19 protein-coding genes are annotated in these 19,134 nt (G+C 68.9%); 15 read left to right on the top strand and 4 right to left on the bottom strand.

What is annotated here, in order from left to right; translation table 11 throughout:
• Positions 1-49 precede the first annotated feature (49 nt).
• Positions 50-871: a TatD family hydrolase gene (locus C935_RS0111125; protein WP_018862574.1), complete on the top strand. Its 822-nt coding sequence runs from the start codon at positions 50-52 to the stop codon at positions 869-871.
• A 222-nt stretch (positions 872-1,093) separates the two neighbouring features.
• Entirely contained in the window at positions 1,094-1,639 is a 546-nt protein-coding gene (locus C935_RS0111120; protein ID WP_018862573.1) for a glycine cleavage system protein R, read from the top strand.
• Positions 1,640-1,798: 159 nt separating this feature from the next.
• Here the strand turns inward: C935_RS0111120 and C935_RS0111115 are convergent, their stop codons facing one another.
• From C935_RS0111115 to C935_RS0111105, 3 genes are all read right to left on the bottom strand, one after another.
• Positions 1,799-3,283 carry a RimK family protein gene (locus C935_RS0111115; protein ID WP_018862572.1) on the bottom strand — a complete coding sequence of 495 codons (1,485 nt, stop codon included), beginning with the start codon at positions 3,281-3,283 and terminating at the stop codon, positions 1,799-1,801.
• The gene (locus tag C935_RS0111110; protein ID WP_018862571.1) at positions 3,276-4,445 is read right to left on the bottom strand and encodes a GNAT family N-acetyltransferase/peptidase C39 family protein; all 1,170 of its coding nucleotides are present in this window, start codon (positions 4,443-4,445) and stop codon (positions 3,276-3,278) included. The genes C935_RS0111115 and C935_RS0111110 overlap by 8 nt, the downstream gene beginning before the upstream one ends.
• 98 nt (positions 4,446-4,543) lie before the next feature.
• Positions 4,544-5,212, bottom strand: coding sequence for a haloacid dehalogenase type II (locus C935_RS0111105; RefSeq protein ID WP_018862570.1), 669 nt, complete (start codon positions 5,210-5,212; stop codon positions 4,544-4,546).
• 115 nt (positions 5,213-5,327) lie between these two features.
• Between C935_RS0111105 and C935_RS0111100 the strand changes: the two genes are divergently transcribed.
• The 12 genes from C935_RS0111100 (at position 5,328) to C935_RS0111045 (ending at position 17,807) form a co-directional block, all read left to right on the top strand.
• Complete coding sequence (locus tag C935_RS0111100) at positions 5,328-5,549, top strand: addiction module protein (RefSeq protein WP_018862569.1); 222 nt, start codon at positions 5,328-5,330, stop codon at positions 5,547-5,549.
• A 125-nt stretch (positions 5,550-5,674) separates the two neighbouring features.
• Complete coding sequence (locus C935_RS0111095; protein WP_018862568.1) at positions 5,675-5,995, top strand: BolA family transcriptional regulator; 321 nt, start codon at positions 5,675-5,677, stop codon at positions 5,993-5,995.
• A 10-nt stretch (positions 5,996-6,005) separates the two neighbouring features.
• Positions 6,006-7,205 carry an alkaline phosphatase family protein gene (locus tag C935_RS0111090; protein WP_018862567.1) on the top strand — a complete coding sequence of 400 codons (1,200 nt, stop codon included), beginning with the start codon at positions 6,006-6,008 and terminating at the stop codon, positions 7,203-7,205.
• Positions 7,206-7,276: 71 nt separating this feature from the next.
• Positions 7,277-7,579, top strand: coding sequence for a hypothetical protein (locus C935_RS0111085; protein ID WP_018862566.1), 303 nt, complete (start codon positions 7,277-7,279; stop codon positions 7,577-7,579).
• Positions 7,580-7,597: 18 nt separating this feature from the next.
• On the top strand, positions 7,598-12,139 hold the full coding sequence (locus C935_RS0111080; RefSeq protein WP_018862565.1) for a DEAD/DEAH box helicase: 4,542 nt from the start codon (positions 7,598-7,600) through the stop codon (positions 12,137-12,139).
• 296 nt (positions 12,140-12,435) lie between these two features.
• A complete protein-coding gene (gene aroQ / locus C935_RS0111075; protein ID WP_012983603.1) occupies positions 12,436-12,879 on the top strand; it encodes a type II 3-dehydroquinate dehydratase in 444 nt (147 codons plus the stop codon).
• Between the two features lie 7 nt (positions 12,880-12,886).
• Complete coding sequence (gene accB, locus C935_RS0111070) at positions 12,887-13,339, top strand: acetyl-CoA carboxylase biotin carboxyl carrier protein (protein WP_018862564.1); 453 nt, start codon at positions 12,887-12,889, stop codon at positions 13,337-13,339.
• A 33-nt stretch (positions 13,340-13,372) separates the two neighbouring features.
• Positions 13,373-14,719: an acetyl-CoA carboxylase biotin carboxylase subunit gene (gene accC, locus C935_RS0111065; protein ID WP_018862563.1), complete on the top strand. Its 1,347-nt coding sequence runs from the start codon at positions 13,373-13,375 to the stop codon at positions 14,717-14,719.
• Positions 14,719-15,600, top strand: a complete 882-nt coding sequence (gene prmA, locus C935_RS0111060) for a 50S ribosomal protein L11 methyltransferase (RefSeq protein ID WP_018862562.1) — start codon at positions 14,719-14,721, stop codon at positions 15,598-15,600. Before accC ends, prmA begins: the two co-directional genes overlap by 1 nt.
• 79 nt (positions 15,601-15,679) lie before the next feature.
• On the top strand, positions 15,680-16,420 hold the full coding sequence (locus C935_RS0111055) for a hypothetical protein (protein WP_018862561.1): 741 nt from the start codon (positions 15,680-15,682) through the stop codon (positions 16,418-16,420).
• A gap of 59 nt (positions 16,421-16,479) precedes the next feature.
• Positions 16,480-17,472: a tRNA dihydrouridine synthase DusB gene (gene dusB, locus C935_RS0111050; protein WP_018862560.1), complete on the top strand. Its 993-nt coding sequence runs from the start codon at positions 16,480-16,482 to the stop codon at positions 17,470-17,472.
• Between the two features lie 2 nt (positions 17,473-17,474).
• On the top strand, positions 17,475-17,807 hold the full coding sequence (locus C935_RS0111045; RefSeq protein ID WP_018862559.1) for a helix-turn-helix domain-containing protein: 333 nt from the start codon (positions 17,475-17,477) through the stop codon (positions 17,805-17,807).
• Positions 17,808-17,871: 64 nt separating this feature from the next.
• Here C935_RS0111045 and C935_RS0111040 read toward each other — a convergent pair whose 3' ends face one another.
• Entirely contained in the window at positions 17,872-18,651 is a 780-nt protein-coding gene (locus C935_RS0111040) for an inositol monophosphatase family protein (RefSeq protein ID WP_018862558.1), read from the bottom strand.
• 130 nt (positions 18,652-18,781) lie between these two features.
• Between C935_RS0111040 and C935_RS0111035 the strand changes: the two genes are divergently transcribed.
• Positions 18,782-19,099: a DUF2322 family protein gene (locus C935_RS0111035; protein ID WP_018862557.1), complete on the top strand. Its 318-nt coding sequence runs from the start codon at positions 18,782-18,784 to the stop codon at positions 19,097-19,099.
• Positions 19,100-19,134: the final 35 nt, after the last annotated feature.

Below are 19,134 nucleotides of genomic sequence, written 5' to 3'. Positions count from 1 at the left end.
GACGGCCCGGGAACTGGCACCACACCAACAATCCGTTAGCATACCGCGCATGGAATGGATCGATATCTGCTTCAACCTCACCCACGAATCCTTCAACAAGGAACGCGCCGAGGTCCTCGAGCGCGCCCGCGAGGCCGGCGTCTCCTGGATGCTGATCACCGGCGCCGACGCCCACCAGAGCGAGAAGTGCCTGGAGATCGCCGACCAGTACCCGGACTGCTGCCGCGCGACCCTGGGCGTGCACCCGCACCTGGCCAGACAGTGGACCGATGCGATCGCCGCGCGGTTCAGTGACCTCGCCCGCGCGGACGAAAACGTCGTCGCCATGGGCGAGATGGGGCTGGACTACAACCGCGACCACTCGCCGCGCCCGCAGCAGCGCATCGCCTTCGAGGCCCAGCTGGAGCTGGCAGCCGATCTCGGCCTGCCGGTGTTCCTGCACGAGCGCGACGCCCACCACGACTTCGCCCAGATCCTGCGTCGCTGGCGCGACAAGCTGCCGGCCACCGTGGTGCACTGCTTTACCGGCGAGGCCGACGCCCTGGCCGAATACCTCGACCTCGACTGCCACATCGGCATCACAGGCTGGGTCTGCGACGAACGGCGCGGCACCCACCTGCATCCGCTGGTCCCGCGCATCCCGCGCGGCCGCCTGATGATCGAGACCGACGCCCCCTACCTCCTGCCGCGCACCCTGCCCAAGGGGAGTGGCAAGAAAATCGGCAATGGCCGGCGCAATGAACCCGCGTTCCTCCCCCACATCGGCGAGTACCTGGCCCAACTGCGTGACGAGACCCCTGAAGACCTCGCCGCCCACACCACCGCCACCGCCCGCGCCTTCTACAACCTGCCCGAAACCGCCGACGCCTGAGGCCCCCGCCAGCACCCCCGGCCAACAACCAAGGGGTCTGGCCTTGCGTCTTGTCTCCTCAGCCAGGAAGGGCAAAGGCAAGGCCTGACCCCATGCCACGCCCCGGCTCCGAGCCCGACGCCTGAGAACGGCTGCGTCGTGAGCAACATCCAGCGCATTGTCATGGCCTGCAAGGGCGCGCAGGATGGTTGACCCGATAGCGGCTCGCGTGAGGAAGTGCGTATGAAGACTTCGTTGATTCTGACACTGGTGGGGCCGGACCGGCCGGGGCTGGTGAGCGCGGTGGCGGCGCGGGCTCGGTCGGCGGGCGGCAACTGGCTGGAAAGCCGGATGACGCAGCTGGCCGGGCAGTTTGCCGGGGTGGTACTGCTGGAGGTGGATGCCGAGAACGCCGACGCGCTGGAGGCCGCGCTGCGCGAGCTGGCAGGCGACGGGCTGCAGGTGCATATCCAGCGTGGCAGCGAGCTGCCCCCGGCGGCGCGGCATCCGGTGGTGCTGGACCTGATCGGACACGACCGGCCGGGGATCGTGCAGGATATTACCGCCGTGCTCTCGCGCCACGGCGTGAGCGTCGAGACGCTGGAGACCGCCTGCGAACCGGGCTCGATGACCGGCGAGCCGATGTTCCGCGCAATGGCCCGCCTGGGCGTGCCGGAAGGCCTGGACCTGCACACCCTGCAGGACGACCTGGAGGCTCTGGCCAACGAACTGATGGTCGACCTCGAACTCCACGACCCGCTGCAGGAACCACCCGAGGCCGTGGCCTGACCGCCTGCCGACACAGGCAGGCAACATCCTGATTCTACAACCTTAGGGTGCCGTTGAGCGCAGCGAAACGCACCACTCCCCGCTCGGTGCGGCCCCCGATGCGATTCGCTTCGCTCATCACATCCTACGACGCGGCGACTGGTGGACTCTCGTTGCCAATCAGGGCGCGGCTCGGTGGCGGCGGGCGGCGTCGAGGCGGCGGACGAAGTCCTGCATCAGGGTGGTGTAGAGCGTTTCACCGAGGACCTTGTCCTCGATGCCGGCGTCGAGGTTGGGGTTGTCGTTGACCTCGATGACCATCACGCCGCGCGGGGTCTGTTTGAGATCGACGCCGTAGAGGCCATTGCCGATCAGGTTGGCGGCCTTGACGGCCGTCTTGACCACGGCGGCGGGCACGTCCGCCAGTGTCAGTGTGCGGAAGCCGCCCTCGCGCGGGCCACCCTTGGCGTCGTGGTTGACGATCTGCCAGTGCTTGCGCGACATCAGGTACTGCGAGGCGTACAGCGGCTGGCGGTTGAGCACGCCGATGCGCCAGTCGAACTCGGTGTAGACGAACTCCTGGGCGAGGATCAGATCGCTCTCCTTCAGCAGACGCCGGGCGATGGATTCCAGCTCGGCGCGGTCGTTCGCCTTGAATACCCCGCGCGAGAAGCTGCCATCCGGGATCTTGAGCACCACGGGATAGCCGATCTGTTCCTCCGCACGCAGGATGGTCTCGCGGTTGAGGATCACGGTCATTGGCGTCGGCACACGATGGGCGGCCAGGCGCTCAGCCAGATAGACCTTGTTGGTGCAGCGCAGGATGGAGTCGGCGTCGTCGATCACCACCATGCCCTCGGCCTCGGCCTTGCGCGCGAAGCGATAGGTGTAGTGGTCGATGGCGGTGGTCTCGCGGATGAACAGGGCGTCGAACTCCGCCAGCCGTGGCAGATCGCGTGCCTGGATCAGCTCGACATCCATCCCCTGCTCCTGCCCGGCGCGGGCGAAGCGCTTGAGCGTGGCCGGCGTGGACGGGGCCATCGCCTCGTCCGGGTTGTGCAGGATGGCCAACTCGTAGCGCGCGCTACGCGCCCCGCGGCGGCGGCGCCAGGGCTTGGAGAGGTAGCGCTCCAGCGCGGCGAAGAAGGCTGGTTCCTGCTCGGGTTCCAGCGTGTTCAGCGCGAACGGGCGCAGGGCGTGAATCTGCCAGCGCCCCTGCAACCGGAACTCCACCCGGAACATCGGCGCGGGGAACAGGGCAAACAGCTGCGCGGCAATCTCCTGCAGCGCCGGCTCGTCGCACTGGCCGAACAGCACGGTCAGCTCCAGGCGCTCGGGCTGCGCGCCCTGGCGACTGCGGCCCAGAACGCGCGCCACGCGCTCGTCCAGCTCCTCGGTATCCAGGCTGTAGATGGACTTGCGCGACAGGTCCTGCAGGGTGCGCACGCTGGGGATCACCCGGTGCCCACGCGCCTCCGCCAGTAGCGAGCCATAGTAGCCGGCGGACAGGTAGCGCTGGCTGCGGCACAGGTTGATCACACGCAGGGTAGCCGGGTCGTCGGCGGCCGGTCCGCGCAGGTAGTCGTCGATGGCTATCACCGGCAGGTCGGGGAAGTGCGGCTTCCAGTCCGCCCGCCGCTCGACCAGGATGCGGTGCTCAGGCATGCGCACCCTCCGCCAGACGGCGCGGGCCGACGATCACCGCCGCCTGCAACCCGGCGCGACCGTAGCGCGCCATGCGCTCGAAATCGGCACGCGCGATCGGCATGTTCACCGAGTCCACCGCGCGCTCGCCTTGCTCCACATCCACGAACGGGTCGTGCACGTAGACAAAGCGTTCGTCGAAACCGGTCACCGTGACCCAGTGCGGGAAGCGCTCGGCATATAGCCGCACGCTGCTGATCAGCACCACCGGCACCCCGCCCTCGGCAAAGCGCGCCTCCAGCTGGGACGCGTTCACCGGGCCGTGCACCACCGGCACCCCGAGCTGTTTCAGTTCCTCGATCATGTCCTCCTGCACCAGCTGCATGACCTCCTTCTTCTCCGCACTGCGTACCGAGTCGGCAAACGCCACACCGCGATCGCGCACCAGAAGCTCCACCTCGAACCCGCGATGAGCGGCCGCCAGCGCGAGCCCGTACGGCCCGCAGCCGCCGTGGCCCGAGGTCATGAAGATCGTGGTGGCGTCGCGCCACAGGCGCAGTTCGAGGCGCCGGTCCAGCTTCAGCGCCGGGTCCACCGCGCGCATCGCCATCATCAGCGCGGCCGGGCCGCAGGTGAACTCCAGCGTCTGCGCGTAGTAGGGCGCGCGCACCAGCGCCGGATCGGGCCCGGGCGCCAGCGACTTCTGCAGCCGCAGGGCATCCATGTGGTCCTCGTAGTAGTCGTCGATGGTGCCAAAGTCGCGATACCCGAGCCTGCGGAACAGGGCCAGGCTGGCGGCGTTGTCGCGCCGCACCTCCAGGCGCAGATCGGTCCGCCCGTGCTGGCGCGCCGCGTCCTCCGCCGCCTCGACCAGGTGCCGCCCCAGCCCCTGGCCGCGCGCCCGCGCGCTGACCGCAATCGAGTACAGCCGCGCCAGCGACGTACCGCGGCTGAACAACAGCATCACGTAGCCGAGCAGGCCCTCCCCGCCGGGATCTTCCGCGACCAGCGTGGCCGCATGCCCGCGCGTCAGCAGGTAGCGAAACTGCCGCCGCGAGATCCGATCGATCTCGAACGCCGCATCCTCCAGCGCCACCAGCGCCTCCAGATCCTCCAGCGCGGCCGGACGGATCAAGGGCGATTGTGCGGCGGGCGCAACCCGCTGCTTGACCTGCTGGCTCACGCTCCTCTCCTGGCGGCTGCCCGGTCTCCATCGTAGCGCAACCACCGGGCACCCATGGCCCGTTCCAGCAGGAATATTTGCCGGGGGCGAGACCCCAACTAATGCAGTGCCCCGGCCAGTTCGTCCAGGCCGCCGATGGTGGCCGTGGGCTTCCCGCCCCAAGGGTCGAAAAGGCCCTCCCCTGCCCGGTCGAGCCAGGCCGTGTTGATGCCCGCAGCCTGCGCGCCGATCACGTCGAAGGCGTTGCCTGAAACCAGCCACGCCTGCTGGGGCAGCACATTCGCCCGCTGCAGAAAATGCCGGTACACCCGCGGGTCCGGCTTGAAGCAGCCGATCTCGTCCACGCTGACAAGATCCTCGAAGCGATCCTCCAGCCCGGCGTTCCGCAGCAGCCCACTGACCGTCTCGGCCGTCCCGTTGGAGAACGCAAATAGGCGGTGCCCGTCCGCGCGCAGTCCGTCCAGCGCCGGCCCCGCATCAGCGAAGGCCGGGAGCTCTCGATAGCGCCGCAACAGCTCCGCCTTCTGCTCCGATTCGAGCACGATACCCAGCGCCTCGCAACAGTACTGAAACGCTTGCTCGGTGCAGGCATCGAAGTCCGCGTACGCCCCCATCAGCCCGCGCCGAAAGGTGTACTCCAGCTGCTTCTCGCGCCAGGCACGCGCCAGCACCGGCGCCCGCTCGCCAATCCATCCCTCGAGTGTGGCCGCAATCCCCTGCGTATCAATCAGCGTCCCGTAAACATCAAACGCCAGCGTCTGCCGCATAGCTCCTCCCGGATGTCACCACCAAACCGCCATCTCGCACTACCGGCCGCAAGATGCCAGTATGACCACAGTCCTTGCGTTCCTCACCGCACATGGTGATGTCACGGGAAAAATCATGAAGATCAAAGATCTCATCGACAAAGCCAATTCCCTTCCTGTGGAGGAACGCGGACTGGTGGCCGAATCGCTACTGCGCAGCCTTAACCCGCCCGATGCGGGCGTGGACCGGAAATGGGCGGAGGTCTCCCGAAAACGCCTGGAAGATGTCCGTTCGGGTTCGGTAGACACCGTACCGGGCGACGAGGTCTTCCGGAGAATCTTCAGACATAAAGACTGATCCGCGACTCGATCTCCTGTCCGTCGAAAACGGTCAGCCATGCCGTCCGCGAAGGATCTGGACATGCGGGTACGACACGGCACACTGAGTGCGATGTCCCGTTAATCGAAGCACTGGAGTCGTCGATGAGCATGCAGGAGACCATTACCCGGAAGCTGGAGGAGCACTTTGCGCCCGAGCATCTTGAGGTGGTGAACGAGAGCCACATGCACAACGTGCCACCGGGTTCGGAGTCGCATTTCAAGGTGACGGTGGTGTCCGAGGCCTTTCGTGACCAGAAGCTGATCGCGCGGCACCGGCTGGTGAACCAGGCCCTGGCCGACGAACTGGCCGGAGGCATCCACGCCCTGGCGCTGCACACGCTGGACCCGGACCAGTGGTTCGAGCGTGCCGGCAAGGTCGCCGACTCCCCGCCCTGCATGGGTGGCGACGGCGGCAAGGCCTGACCCTTTGCCGATGACACACCCTCCTGCGGCCGCCTCGGTCGTGGATGACATCCTGCGCGCCCGGCTGCAATCGCCGGGGCTGATGGACCTGCTCGGCCAGATCGAGGCCAGCCTGAACCCGGCGGCCAGCCACCCGCCGCTGGCGGGCGTATCCGAGCACCTCGGGCCGGACTGCCACATCGTGCTGTGGCTGATCGACGGCTTTGCCACCCGCTACCGCCGCCACACGCCGCTACTGGGCGCGGACTACGTAACCGACCTCGAGACCGTGTTCCCCAGCACCACGGCCACGGCGATCAGCAGCATCCTGACCGGGCGCACGCCCGCGCAGCACGGCCTGCTCGGCTGGCACACCCGCCTGCCGTCCGCCGAGCGCACGCTGACGGTGCTGATGGGGCAGGAGCGCGACACCGAGGACCGCCCGGCCACGCTCGGCTACCGCGAGCTGACCGGCCGCGTACAGCCGGACCGACTGGTCGACCGGCTCGGCTGCCACACCACCATGATCGGCCCGGACTGGATCGGCGGCACACCGTACAACCGCATGATGAACGGCTCCGCCGCGTTCATCGGCTTCGAGGACCTGTCCGAGCTGCCGGCGCGGGTGGCCACGCATGTGAACGCAACGCCGGGGCCACATTTCACCTACGTCTACTGGTCGGAGCTGGACCACCTGGGCCACGCCTACGGCCCGGAAAGCCCGGAGGTGGAGCGCCACCTGAAGCAGCTGGACCTGGCCTACACCGCAACCTGCGCGCAGATCCAGCGCCCCGAGAGCATCTTCCTGACCACCGCTGACCACGGCATGCGCACCATGGAACGCCGGCTGGACCTGCGCGAGCACCCGGCGGTGCAGGCCTGCCTGCGCCACCGCCTGACCGGCGAGCCACGTGCCGCCATCGCCCATGTGCGCGAAGGACGCGACACGGACTTCCTGACGGTCCTGGACGCCGCCTTCGGCGCGGACGTAGCCGCAGTCCCCGCCGCTGACTGGCTGGGGCCCGGGACCCTGGGCCTGCCCCCGGGACATGACCGGGAGCACCCCGAACTACGGGCACGCGCCGGCGACTACCTGCTGCTGCCTGCGGAGGACGCCTACCTGGTGGACCCGCCGGACGACGACGAGGGGCCATTCTTCCGCGGTGCCCACGGCGGCCTGTCGCCGGAAGAGCGGCATATTCCCCTGTTTCTTCGGAATATCGGCCAGTAGCGGTAAACTGTCAGGTTCTGTGCCGGCCAAACGGGCGGGCGCTGGCTGAAACAAGACTGTCCCGAGATCCCATGAACGACACCGCCGACCAGACCTACAACAACGCCGCCCAGCACCTGATCGAGCTGGCGAACCGGCTCGCCGATGACGGCCAGGCCGCCGAGACCGGCGACGTCGCCGACGGCCTGCTGGCCGGTGCCGTGCACTTCTGGCTCTACAGCCGCCAGCCCTGCGGCGATCCGTTGTGCGAGGACTGCGCGCCGTTCGCGGACGCCGAGAGCCGTCTGGCCATGCTGCACGAGCTGATCGACGAGCTGGCACGCGACAGCGACTACTTCCACGCCACCACCGACACCACCGTCGGCCACGCCTGACCCGCTACGCCCGAGCCAATGCCGGTCACGCCCTTTCGCCCCGCGACCGACACCTGGTTCGGCGAGGCCTTCGGGCAGGCGACCGCGATCCAGTCGCGCGGCTGGCCCGCGATCCGGGCCGGCCACCACTGCCTGCTGATCGCCCCCACCGGCAGCGGCAAGACCCTCGCCGCGTTCCTGAGCGCCATTGACCGCCTGACCGGCGAGCCCGCGCCGGATGCCCGTCGCGGCTACTCGGTGCTGTACATCTCGCCGCTGAAGGCGCTGGCCACCGACATCGAACGCAACCTGCGCGCCCCGCTGACCGGCATCGCGCAGACCGCCGCGCGCCTGGAGCAGACCACGGGCCAGACTGTAGGTGATGCCCCGAGCGAGCCGGTCGTACACATCCGCACCGGCGACACCCCGCAGGCCGAGCGCCGCGCCCAGGCCCGCGAACCCGGCGACATCCTGGTGACCACGCCGGAATCGCTGTACCTGCTGCTGGGCTCGAAGGCCGCCGAGAACCTCGAGTCAGTGCACACGGTGATCATCGACGAGGTACATGCGCTGGCCGGCAACAAGCGCGGCGCGCATCTCGCCCTGTCGCTGGAACGCCTGGCCGAGCACTGCGGCGAGGACCCGCAGCGCATCGGGCTGTCCGCCACCGTGCACCCGGTGGAGGTGGCGCGCGGCTTCCTTGGCGGCGACCGCGAGGTGGAGGTGATCGACGCCGCCGAGCCCCCGCGCCTGGACCTCGAGATCCTCGCTCCCGAGGAGCCACCCGCCGAGCACGCACCCGCCACCGTCGAGGGCCCGGATACGACAAGCCCGATCCCGTCCGGCTCCATCCTCGGCGCAGTGTACGGCCAGGGCACCGGGCAGCTCCCCGCCGCTGGCGGTGACCGCGCCGCACGCCTGGAGCCGCGCCTGCTGGCCGCGATCCTCGAGCACCGCTCCACCATCGTGTTCGTGAACAGCCGCGGGCTGTGCGAGCGCCTGGTCCAGCGCATCAACGAGGCCTGGCGCGAACAGCAGCCGGAGGACGCCGAACCGGTGGAGGACCTGGTCGCCGCCCACCACGGCAGCGTCTCCCACGAGCGCCGCGCCGAGATCGAGGGCCGGCTGAAGACCGGGCGCCTGCGCGGCATCGTCGCGACCAGCTCGCTGGAGCTGGGCATCGACATGGGCGCGGTGGATCTGGTGATCATGGTCGAATCCCCCGGCGCGGTCGCCCGCGGGCTGCAGCGCGCCGGGCGTGCCGGGCACGGCGTGGGCCAGGTCTCGCGCTCGCTGCTGCTGCCGCGCTTTCGCGGCGACCTGCTCGAATGCGCGGTGATCGGCGAGCGCATGCAGGCCGGCGCACTGGAACCGATCCACGCCCCGCACAACCCGCTCGATGTGCTGGCCCAGCAGCTCGTCGCGATGGTCTGCGAACGCCCGCGCACGGTGGACGAACTGCACGCGCTGGTCCGCCGTGCCGCGCCCTGGCGCGAGCTGTCGCGCCCGCTGCTCGAGGCCACGCTGGACATGCTCTCCGGCCATTACCCCAGCACCGACTTCGCCGACCTGCGCCCCTGGCTCGCCTGGGACCGCGCCCGCGACGAGCTGACCCCGCGCCGGGGCGCGGCACTGGCCGCGCGCCTGAACGCCGGGACCATCCCCGACCGCGGGCTGTACGGCGTACATGTCGGCGAGGGCGGGCCGCGCATCGGCGAACTGGACGAGGAGATGGTGTTCGAGCTGAAGACTGGCGAGAACGTGACCCTCGGCGCCAGCACCTGGCACGTGGAGGCGATCACCCGCGACCGCGTGCTGGTCTCCCCCGCCCCCGGCGAGGTCGGCAAGCTGCCGTTCTGGCATGGCGACGGCCCCGGCCGCCCGATCCAGCTCGGCCAGGCCATCGGCGCCGCCACCGAGCGGCTGGCACGCATGGGCCGCGCCGAGCGCGCCGCCTGGCTCAGGGAACACGCGCCACTGTCGGAGGCGGCGGTGGAGACCCTCTGCGACTACATCGACGAGCAGCGCGAGGCCACCGGGCAGCTGCCCTCGGACCAGCGCATCGTGGTCGAACGCTTCCGCGACGAGGTCGGCGACTGGCGCGTCTGCATCCTGACGCCATTCGGCGCGCGCGTGCACGCCCCCTGGGCGCTGGCCCTGCAGGGCGCGCTGACCAGCCGCTCCGGCTTCGAGGTGCAGGTGATGTACACCGATGACGGCATCGTGCTGCGCCTGGCCGACAGCGAGGACCTGCCCGAGCTGGACGCCTTGTTTCCCGACCCGGAGGAGCTGGAGGAGGCGGTCACCCGCGAGCTGGGCAACTCCACCCTGTTCGCCAGCGCCTTTCGCGAGAACGCGGCACGCGCCCTGCTGCTGGTGCGCAACCGCCCCGGCCAGCGCACCCCGCTGTGGGCGCAGCGGCTGAAGTCGCAGCAGCTGCTGGCCTCGGTGCGCGAGTACGCGAGCTTCCCGGTGGTGCTGGAGACCTACCGCCAGGTACTGGCCGACGTGTTCGATCTGGACGCGCTTCGGCAGATCCTGCGCGGCGTGCAGGAACGCCGCATCCGCGTGCACGAGGTGGAGACGCCACAGGCCTCGCCGTTCGCCCGCAGCCTCGTGTTCGCCTATGTCGCGGCCTACATCTACGAGCAGGACGCGCCGATGGCCGAGCGCAAGGCCCAGGCGCTGACGCTGGACCGCGGAATGCTGGCCGAACTGCTGGGCCAGGCCGAGCTGCGCGAACTGATCGACCCCGAGGCCCTCGCCGAGCTGGAGGCCGAGCTGGCGCACGCCACCGAGGCGACCCGGGTGCAGGACGCCGACGCCCTGCACGACCTGCTGCGCCGGCGCGGCGACCTGACCCGGGACGAGGTCGCAGCCGCCTGCGCCGAGACGCCGGGGCCGTGGCTGGAACAACTCGCCCAGTCCCTGCGCGCGGTGGAGGTGCGCATCGCCGGCGAGCCGCGCTGGATCGCCGCCGAGGACGCCGCACTGTACCGCGATGCCCTCGGTGTGGTGCCCCCGCCCGGCCTGCCCGCCGCCTTCCTGGAACCGCCGCAGCGCCCGCTGGAACAACTGCTGCGCCGCTACGCCCGCACCCACGGCCCGTTCCGCAGCGAAGACCTGGGCGCACGCTACGGCCTCGCACCGGGCGCGCTGCTGCCGGCGCTCGAGAGCCTGGAGCGCGCCGGTGTGCTGCTGCGCGGCGAGATCCGACCGCAGGGCACGGGCGAGGACTGGTGCGAACTGGACATCCTGCGGCGGCTGAAGCGCCGCACCCTGGCGCGGCTGCGCGACGAGGCGGCCGCGGTCGATGCCCGTGCGCTGGGCCGCTTCCTGCCCGCCTGGCAAGGCCTGACCGAGCCCGGCCGTGGGGCCGGCGCCCTGCGCGACACGCTGACGCAACTGGAGGGCATCGCCCTGCCCTGGTCCGCCTGGACCGCCCATGTGCTGCCGATGCGGGTGCGCGACTTCTCGCTGGATGCGCTGGACCGCATCACCGCCTCCGGGGAGTTCGTCTGGGTGGGCAGTGGTGCGCTGGGCCAGCGCGACGGACGCATCCGCTTCCTGCGCCGCGAACAGGCGATGGTGCTGCTGGAGCCGGAGGCCGATGCCGCGGATACCCCCGCCAGCGACGACCCGCTGGCGCAGGCGATCCTCGAGGCCCTGGACCGGCGCGGCGCCTGCTTCTACCTGGAGCTGGAACGCGCGGCCCGGACGGCGCAGCCGGACGCCCGCCAGGACGCGATCGAGGCCGCGATCTGGGACCTGGTCTGGGCCGGGCAGATCACCAACGACACCTTCGCGCCGCTGCGCAGCCTCGGCCAGCGCAGGACGTCCACGCGCGGCCGACGGCGACCAGGACAGGGTCTGGCGGGCGGGCGCTGGTCACGGGTCACCGAGCTGATCGACCCCGGCGTGTCGCTGACCGAGCGCGCCCGCGAACAGGCCGAGAACCTGCTGGCCCGCTACGGCGTGGTCAGCCGCGAGATGGCCCGCGCCGAGGGCCTGCCGGGCGGCTTCGGGCGCGTGTATCCCGTCTACCGCGCGATGGAGGACGCCGGCAAGCTGCGCCGCGGCCACTTCGTCGAGGGCCTGACCGGCGCGCAGTTCGCCCGCGCCGGCGCGGTGGACCGCCTGCGCGCCCTGGAACGCGCGGCCGACGACATCCCCGAACCGCAGTGGCTGGCGAGCGTCGACCCCGCCAGCCCCTGGGGCCAGCTCCTGCCCTGGCCGGAACCGCCGGAAGCGGCCGAGGGCCGCCTGCGCCGGGTCGCCGGGGCGCTGGTAGCCCTGGCCGGTGGCCAGCCGCTGCTGTACCTGACCGCCTCCGGCCGCCAGCTGTTCCTCTGGGAGACGATACCCAGCATCGACACCGCGGAGGAACACGCGGCCCTCGTCACCGAGGCCATCCGCCAGCTCGCCGGGAGCCGCTGGCTGCCCAAGCGCCGCGGCGTCACCATCGAAACCATCAACGGCGAACCGGCGCGCCAGTCTCCGTTCGCGGCTGCGCTGCGCGCCGGCGGTGCCATGGGCGAGGTCCGTGGCCTGCGCCTGGAACCACCCACCGGCCGCCGTTGATGCAATTCGCCGCGTTCTTCGCATCCTACGGGGCACGATTGCAGATCGGGGCAGTGTCGTAGGGTGCGTTGAGCCCTGCGAAACGTACCGTTCGCCCGGAATCTCGCGAGGCTCGAACGGCGGCCCCAGCTCATCGGCATATCGCAGTCGCCCATCACCCGAGCTCGGGCAAAAAACGCCTGTCTGGCTGGACACTCGCACCGCCGGTACGGCAGAATCCCGTTCATTCGATGCACCTTCCATTTTTGGTGTAATCGCGTCCATTCACGACAGGATCGCTGCCGATTCCGCCCATCATGCCTTCTATCCTGCTGCTCAACGGCCCCAACCTGAACCTGCTGGGACAGCGGGAGCCGGAGCGGTACGGGCACCATACGCTGGCGGATATCGAGGCCGACCTGACCGCGCACGCCCAGGCCGCCGGGGAGACCCTGGCCTGCTTTCAGAGCAACCATGAAGGCGAGCTGATCGACCGCATCCATGCGGCACGCAGCGAGGGCGTACGCCGCATCCTGATCAACCCGGGCGGCCTGACGCACACCAGCGTAAGCCTGCGCGATGCCCTGCTGGGCGTCGACATCCCGTTTTACGAGATTCACATCAGCAACATCCACGCGCGCGAGGCGTTTCGCCACACCTCGCGCCTGGCCGATGTCGCCGCCGGCACCCTGAGCGGGTTCGGCGTGATCGGCTACCGGATGGCGCTGGACGCGGCAATCGCGGCCCTCAAGGAGTCATAGACACCCCATGGATATTCGCAAGGTCAAGAAACTGATCGATCTGCTCGACGAGAGCGGCATACACGAAATCGAGATCCACGAAGGCGAGGAGTCGGTGCGCATCACCCGCTCGCCGAGTGGCTCCGCCGTGGCCGCCGCCCCGGCAGCGATGCCCGCCCCGGCACCAGCCGCCCCAGCGGCCGCCCCGGCGGGCGAGGCCGCGGCACCGGCGGCGCCGGAAGTGGATGGCCACCCGGTCACCGCGCCGATGGTCGGCACCTTCTACCGCGCCCCGAGCCCCGGCGCGAAGCCCTTTGTCGAGGTCGGCCAGACGGTAGAGGTCGGCGAGACACTGTGCATCATCGAGGCGATGAAGATGCTCAACCCCATCGAGGCGGACCAGGCCGGCACCATCCGCGACATCCTGGTCGAAAACGGCAACCCGGTGGAATACGGCCAGCCCCTATTCATCATCGGCTGACCCCTTCCGACTTCGCTGCCTACAGGTCCGAGCATGTTTGAAAAGATTCTGATCGCCAACCGCGGCGAGATCGCCCTGCGGGTTCTGCGCACCTGCCGCGAGATGGGCATTGCGACGGTTGCGGTGCACTCCAGCGCCGACCGCGACCTGAAGCACGTGCGCCTGGCCGACGAGTCGGTCTGCATCGGTCCGGCCGCCTCCGGTGAGAGCTACCTGAACATCCCCGCGCTGATCGCCGCGGCCGAGGTCACCGATGCCGGTGCGATCCACCCCGGCTACGGCTTCCTGTCGGAGAACGCGGACTTCGCCGAGCGCGTGGAGTCCTCGGGCTTTGCCTTTATCGGCCCGCGCGCCGATACGATTCGCCTGATGGGCGACAAGGTTTCGGCCAAGCAGGCGATGCTGGATGCCGGCGTACCCTGCGTGCCGGGTTCCGGCGGCGCGCTGACCGATGACGCCGACACCAACATGGCGCTGGCCCACGAGATCGGTTACCCGGTCATCATCAAGGCCGCCGCGGGCGGCGGTGGCCGCGGCATGCGCGTGGTGCACACCGAGGGTGCGCTGCTGCATTCGATCTCGCTGACCCGCAACGAGGCCCAGCAGGGGTTCGGCAACGACACCCTGTACATGGAGAAGTATCTCGAGCACCCGCGCCACGTGGAATTCCAGATCCTCTCCGACAGCCATGGCAACGCCGTCTGCCTGGGCGAGCGCGACTGTTCGATGCAGCGCCGCCACCAGAAGGTGATCGAGGAGGCCCCCGCGCCCGGCATCACCGACGAGCAGCGTCAGGCCATGAGCGAGCGGCTGGTGCGGGCCTGTCAGGAGATCGGCTACCGCGGTGCCGGGACCTTCGAGTTCCTCTACGAGAACGGGGAGTTCTACTTCATCGAGATGAACACCCGGCTGCAGGTCGAGCATACGGTGACCGAGCAGGTCACCGGCATCGACCTGGTGCGCGAGCAGATTCTCATCGCGGCGGGCGAGCCGCTTTCCCTGAACCAGGATCAGGTCGAGATCCGCGGGCACGCGATCGAGTGCCGAATCAACGCCGAGAACCCGGCTACATTCATTCCCAGCCCGGGCACTATCCAGCAGTATCACGCCCCGGGCGGGCTTGGCATCCGCATGGATACCCACATCTACAACGGCTATGCGGTGCCGCCCTACTACGACTCGATGATCGGCAAGCTGATCGCCCACGGTCATAACCGCAGCATTGCAATCGCACGCATGCGGGGCGCGCTCGGCGAGATCGTGATCGATGGCATCGAGACCAACATCGCGCTGCACAGCGAACTGATGAACGACGCTAACTTCCAGAACGGTGGGACCGATATCCACTACCTGGAGAAGAAGCTGAAGTCGCTGACCTGATGAGCCTCGCCGAACTGCAGTGCCAGATCGCCCCGGAACAGGCCGAGCCCCTGGAGGATGCCCTGTTCGAGCTCGGCGCGGTCAGCGTGGAGCTGCACGACGGCGCCGACGAGCCGCTGTTCGAGCCCCCGATTGGTACCCATCCGCTGTGGTCCAGTGTGTGCCTGAAGGCCGTGTTCGCCGACGCCACCCATGCCGAACTGGCCGCCGCCTCGCTGGAGCGATATCAGCCGGCACCGGAGTCGGTCGCGGTGGTCGCGATCGAGGACCAGGACTGGGTGCGCGCGGGGCTCGACGGCCTGGGCGCCATCCACTGCGGGGGCCCGCTGTGGATCGTGCCCTCCTGGGAAAACCCGCCCGACGTCGAGGATGGCGTATTCGTCCATCTCGACCCGGGCCTGGCCTTTGGCACCGGCAACCACCCGACAACCGCGATGTGCCTGAAATCGCTGGCAGCAAACCCGCCGCGCGATCAGGAGGTGCTCGACTACGGCTGCGGCTCCGGCATCCTTGCGATCGCCGCGCTGAAGCTGGGGGCACGGCATGCGGTAGGCACCGACATCGACCGCCAGGCCGTCCAAGCCGCCTACAGCAATGCGGCGGCGAACGACATCCCCGAGAACCAGATCGAGGTCGGACTGACCGATCACCCGGTACCGGATGCGGGCTTTGACCTAGTGATCGCCAACATCCTGGCCAAGCCCCTGATCGACCTCGCCCCGGAACTCGCGCGCGCGGCCCGCCCGGGCGCGCGCCTGCTGCTGGCCGGCCTGCTGGAGCGCCAGGCCGACGAGGTCATGGCGGCCTACACGGACGCCTTCGACATCGGGATCGAGGACACCCGCGAGGGCTGGGCCCTGCTCAGCGGGCGCCGGCGCTAGCGTATGCGCACGCGCCCGGTCCGCGAGTGTGTGAATTGGTCAATGTTTCCCTGGCACGGCTGACCGGAGCCCTCCCGCGATGCTCGCCCGCTGTCCCCATTGCGGTGTCGCCCACACCCTGACCCGTGGCGAGGAACTGCGACTGGACCAGGCTCACTGCGATGCCTGTGGTACGGACTTTGCACTGTTTCCCGCACTCGAAATCGGTGGCGCCGGCGAACGGACGACCGGCCCCGGCATCTCTTCGGTACACCACGCGGCCCCCCTGGACATCGAGCGCAGCCCCAGACAGCAAACGCTGGAACTCGATATCGACACCCGACCGTCACGCTCGACGGAACCGCCCGCACACCGCTCAGGGCGCGGGGCCGCCATGGCCAGCCTCGCACTCCTGTTGCTCACGGCCTTCACGCTGCAATTCCTGCTGGTGCCACCCGTGGCCCCGGGCACCTGGAGCGTACTGGATCAGACTCGGGAGAGCCTTTGCACCACGCCTCGTGTCGAGGGTCTCTGCCCGCGGTGGCAAGCACCACGGGAGCCTCGGCTCATCCGCGTCTCGTCCCCCGACTTGGGTCTCGCCAACGCGGGCGACCTGTCCATTCGCTTCGAGTTGACGAGCCCACTGGAACAGGCATGGCCGGTAATGGACGTCCAGATTTCGGACCGCCTGGGCACCCGTCGCGGTGGCTGGCGCCTCCACCCCGAAGATGGCCATGCCAACCTGCAATCCCCGATGAGCGCGGATCAACGCTATGCGATCGAGATCGAATTACCCGATACCGGCCCCCACATCACAGGGGCCCAGATCACATTGCACTGAGTTCGGCTTCCACAGCAGCTGCTAGAATCGCCTGTTTTACGCCGTCGACCCAGCCCCCTATGCAGCTCGGCCCCTACCATTTCCCCGACCCGCCGGTATTCCTGGCCCCCATGGCGGGAGTCAGTGACCGCCCTCTGCGCCTGATCGCGCGGCGCCTGGGTGCCAGCGCGGCCGTCTCGGAGATGGTCACCTCGGACACGCGCCTGTGGGACAGCGAAAAGAGCCGGCACCGTCTGGACCACCGACAGGAGCCCCGCCCACGCATCGTGCAGCTGCTCGGCAACGAACCCGAACCGCTGGCCGAGGCCGCGCGCGAGAACGTGCGCCGCGGAGCGGACGTGATCGACCTGAACCTCGGCTGCCCGGCCAAGAAAGTCTGCAGCAGGGCCGCGGGATCGGCCCTGCTGGGCGAACCGGAGCGGGTACGCGAACTGCTGACCGCACTGGTGGAGAGCGTTGAGGTGCCGGTCACCCTCAAGATGCGCCTGGGACTGGATCGCGAGCGGATCAACGCCGAGACCATCGCGAGCATCGCTCAGGATTGCGGGGTCGCGATGCTGAACGTACACGGGCGCACCCGCGCCGACGCCTATCGTGGTACGGCCGATTACGAGACCATCGCGGGCGTGGTCCGCGCGGTGTCCATCCCGGTTTTGGCCAACGGTGACGTCGTCAACATCGACAGTGCGCGCCGGGCGCTCGCGGTGACCGGCGCGACCGGGTTGATGATCGGTCGCGGGGCACAGGGGCGCCCCTGGCTACCGGGCCAGATCCGCGCCGCCCTTGCCGGCGAGCCGGTGCCGGCCGACCCGGCCTGGGATGCGCGTCTTGCGCTGATCGAGGAGCACTTGCTCGAACTGCATGCGCAATACGGAGAAACGCAGGGCGTACGTATCGCGCGCAAGCATCTGGGCTGGTATCTTCAACATATGGGCCTGGGGGAGGACCCAACTCGGGCGGCACGGGCGTCCCTTCTTGCCGCCACAACCGCTAATGAACAGCTTCGGCGCCTGCGCGCCATCCTGACAGGAACCGCAAGCGAGGCTGCATGAGGATGGACGTACCCACTTTCGAACAAGAACAAAGCGGGGAACCGGCATCATCGGACAACCTCGCATCGGGCTGTGTACTCGCCGAGTCGGTGCGCAATGCGCTGGACCAGTACTTCGAGACGCTGGACGGGCAGAGCAGCCACGACCTCTACGCCCTGGTAATGAACGAGGTCGGACGCCCGCTACTGGCCTGCGTGCTGGAACGCTGCAACGGCAACCAGAGCCGGGCGGCAGCGCTTTTGGGACTTAACCGCGCCACACTGCGCAAGAAGCTGCGCGCCCATGGCCTGATCTGCGAGAACGGCCACGGGAACGGGAACGGCGCCCAGCGCTAACCCACCCAGCCAGACCCGGGACACGCCCGCCGCCTGACGGGCGTGTGCGCAATCATCGACCGACCTATCCCTTCCAGCCGAGGCGCTGCAGCGCCGTGCGGTGCAGTTCCGGTGTCGCGGCCGCCAGCACGTTGGTGGTCTGCAGGTCCAGCTCGCCGCCGGACAGATTGGTGAAAGTCCCGCCCGCCTCGCGCACGATTACGGCAAGCGCCGCGATGTCGAGGATGTTCACGTCCGACTCGATGATCAGATCGATACTGCCGCGCGCCAGCAGGTGGTAGTGGTAGAAGTCGCCATAGCCGCGCGTGCGATTGACCTCGGCCATAATCCCGCCCAGCGCCTTCCAGCCTTCGGCATGCTGCGCGAGGGTCTTCAGGTTCCCCGTGGACAGCGAGGCGCGGCCCAGCTCGGTGGTCGGGGCGACGGCGATCTTTTCGCCGTTGAGGAAGGCGCCCTGGCCCTTTTCCGCCCAGGCACGCTCGCCGAACTGCATGCCGTTGGACAGCCCGAGGATCAACTCGCCCTTGTACATCAGTGCGATCTGGGTGGAGAAGAACGGATAGCGGCGTACGAAGCTCTTGGTGCCGTCGATCGGGTCGATCAGCCAGACATAGTCGGAGTCCATGTCCGACTGCCCGGTTTCCTCGCCGTAGAAGCCGTGATCCGGGAAGCGCTCGCGGATCACCTGGCGGATCGCCTGTTCGCTTTCCACGTCGGCGCGCGTCACGGGCGTGTCGTCGGGCTTGGTCTCGACGTCGACGCCGGCGGCGTAGTAATGACGGATGACCTTGTCCGCGGCATCGGCGGCGGCCTGGGCGGCCTCCATGAACGCGCTTTGCTGCATGCTGCTACCCCTTCAAAAAAAGGAGCTATCTTAGCATGCCGCCCCGAGCGGCTCGGACCAGGAAGCGGCCGGCGGTTGTCCCGACTCCGGCATGCCCCGATAATGCCGCCATCTTTTCGAGGAGTCCGACATGCCCAAGAACCTGCCCGACGTCAGCAATCTCGAACGCTTGGAACTGTTTGGCGAGGACTACAACCCGAGCGCGACCATCGAGAACGTGGACGGCCAGACCCTGTCGCTGCAGATCTACTACCAGCTGGCGCTGGACTACGGTGGCATCGGCCCGAAGGCCGCCAACTCCGGTTTGCTGATGTACGGCAGCCATGCCGACGATGCCCGTGCCAACCCGGGCAAGCACCCGAACATCGACCGCCTGTTCGAGATCCTCGACCAGGGCTACTACCTGTCGGTGAAGGCCGTACCCAAGCGCAAGAGCCGCGCCGGATAGTTTTTCGCAGAGACGTCTTCCCGTTCCGGCGCGCA

It is taken from the genome of Thioalkalivibrio sp. ALJ3, from assembly GCF_000377205.1.
Classification (GTDB): Bacteria; Pseudomonadota; Gammaproteobacteria; order Ectothiorhodospirales; family Ectothiorhodospiraceae; genus Thioalkalivibrio.
This window is presented reverse-complemented; position numbering and strand designations above follow the sequence as displayed.

Excerpts from the sequence above, each read along its gene's own strand:
- C935_RS0111090 (WP_018862567.1), top strand. The coding sequence starts at position 6,006 with ATGACACACCCTCCTGCGGCCGCCTCGGTCGTGGATGACATCCTGCGC.
- C935_RS0111080 (WP_018862565.1), top strand. The coding sequence starts at position 7,598 with ATGCCGGTCACGCCCTTTCGCCCCGCGACCGACACCTGGTTCGGCGAG.
- aroQ (WP_012983603.1), top strand. The coding sequence starts at position 12,436 with ATGCCTTCTATCCTGCTGCTCAACGGCCCCAACCTGAACCTGCTGGGA.
- prmA (WP_018862562.1), top strand. The coding sequence starts at position 14,719 with ATGAGCCTCGCCGAACTGCAGTGCCAGATCGCCCCGGAACAGGCCGAG.
- C935_RS0111045 (WP_018862559.1), top strand. The coding sequence starts at position 17,475 with ATGGACGTACCCACTTTCGAACAAGAACAAAGCGGGGAACCGGCATCA.
- C935_RS0111040 (WP_018862558.1), bottom strand. The coding sequence starts at position 18,651 with ATGCAGCAAAGCGCGTTCATGGAGGCCGCCCAGGCCGCCGCCGATGCC.
- C935_RS0111095 (WP_018862568.1), top strand. The coding sequence starts at position 5,675 with ATGAGCATGCAGGAGACCATTACCCGGAAGCTGGAGGAGCACTTTGCG.
- C935_RS0111100 (WP_018862569.1), top strand. The coding sequence starts at position 5,328 with ATGAAGATCAAAGATCTCATCGACAAAGCCAATTCCCTTCCTGTGGAG.
- accB (WP_018862564.1), top strand. The coding sequence starts at position 12,887 with ATGGATATTCGCAAGGTCAAGAAACTGATCGATCTGCTCGACGAGAGC.
- accC (WP_018862563.1), top strand. The coding sequence starts at position 13,373 with ATGTTTGAAAAGATTCTGATCGCCAACCGCGGCGAGATCGCCCTGCGG.
- C935_RS0111085 (WP_018862566.1), top strand. The coding sequence starts at position 7,277 with ATGAACGACACCGCCGACCAGACCTACAACAACGCCGCCCAGCACCTG.
- C935_RS0111120 (WP_018862573.1), top strand. The coding sequence starts at position 1,094 with ATGAAGACTTCGTTGATTCTGACACTGGTGGGGCCGGACCGGCCGGGG.
- C935_RS0111055 (WP_018862561.1), top strand. The coding sequence starts at position 15,680 with ATGCTCGCCCGCTGTCCCCATTGCGGTGTCGCCCACACCCTGACCCGT.
- C935_RS0111035 (WP_018862557.1), top strand. The coding sequence starts at position 18,782 with ATGCCCAAGAACCTGCCCGACGTCAGCAATCTCGAACGCTTGGAACTG.
- C935_RS0111105 (WP_018862570.1), bottom strand. The coding sequence starts at position 5,212 with ATGCGGCAGACGCTGGCGTTTGATGTTTACGGGACGCTGATTGATACG.
- dusB (WP_018862560.1), top strand. The coding sequence starts at position 16,480 with ATGCAGCTCGGCCCCTACCATTTCCCCGACCCGCCGGTATTCCTGGCC.
- C935_RS0111125 (WP_018862574.1), top strand. The coding sequence starts at position 50 with ATGGAATGGATCGATATCTGCTTCAACCTCACCCACGAATCCTTCAAC.
- C935_RS0111115 (WP_018862572.1), bottom strand. The coding sequence starts at position 3,283 with ATGCCTGAGCACCGCATCCTGGTCGAGCGGCGGGCGGACTGGAAGCCG.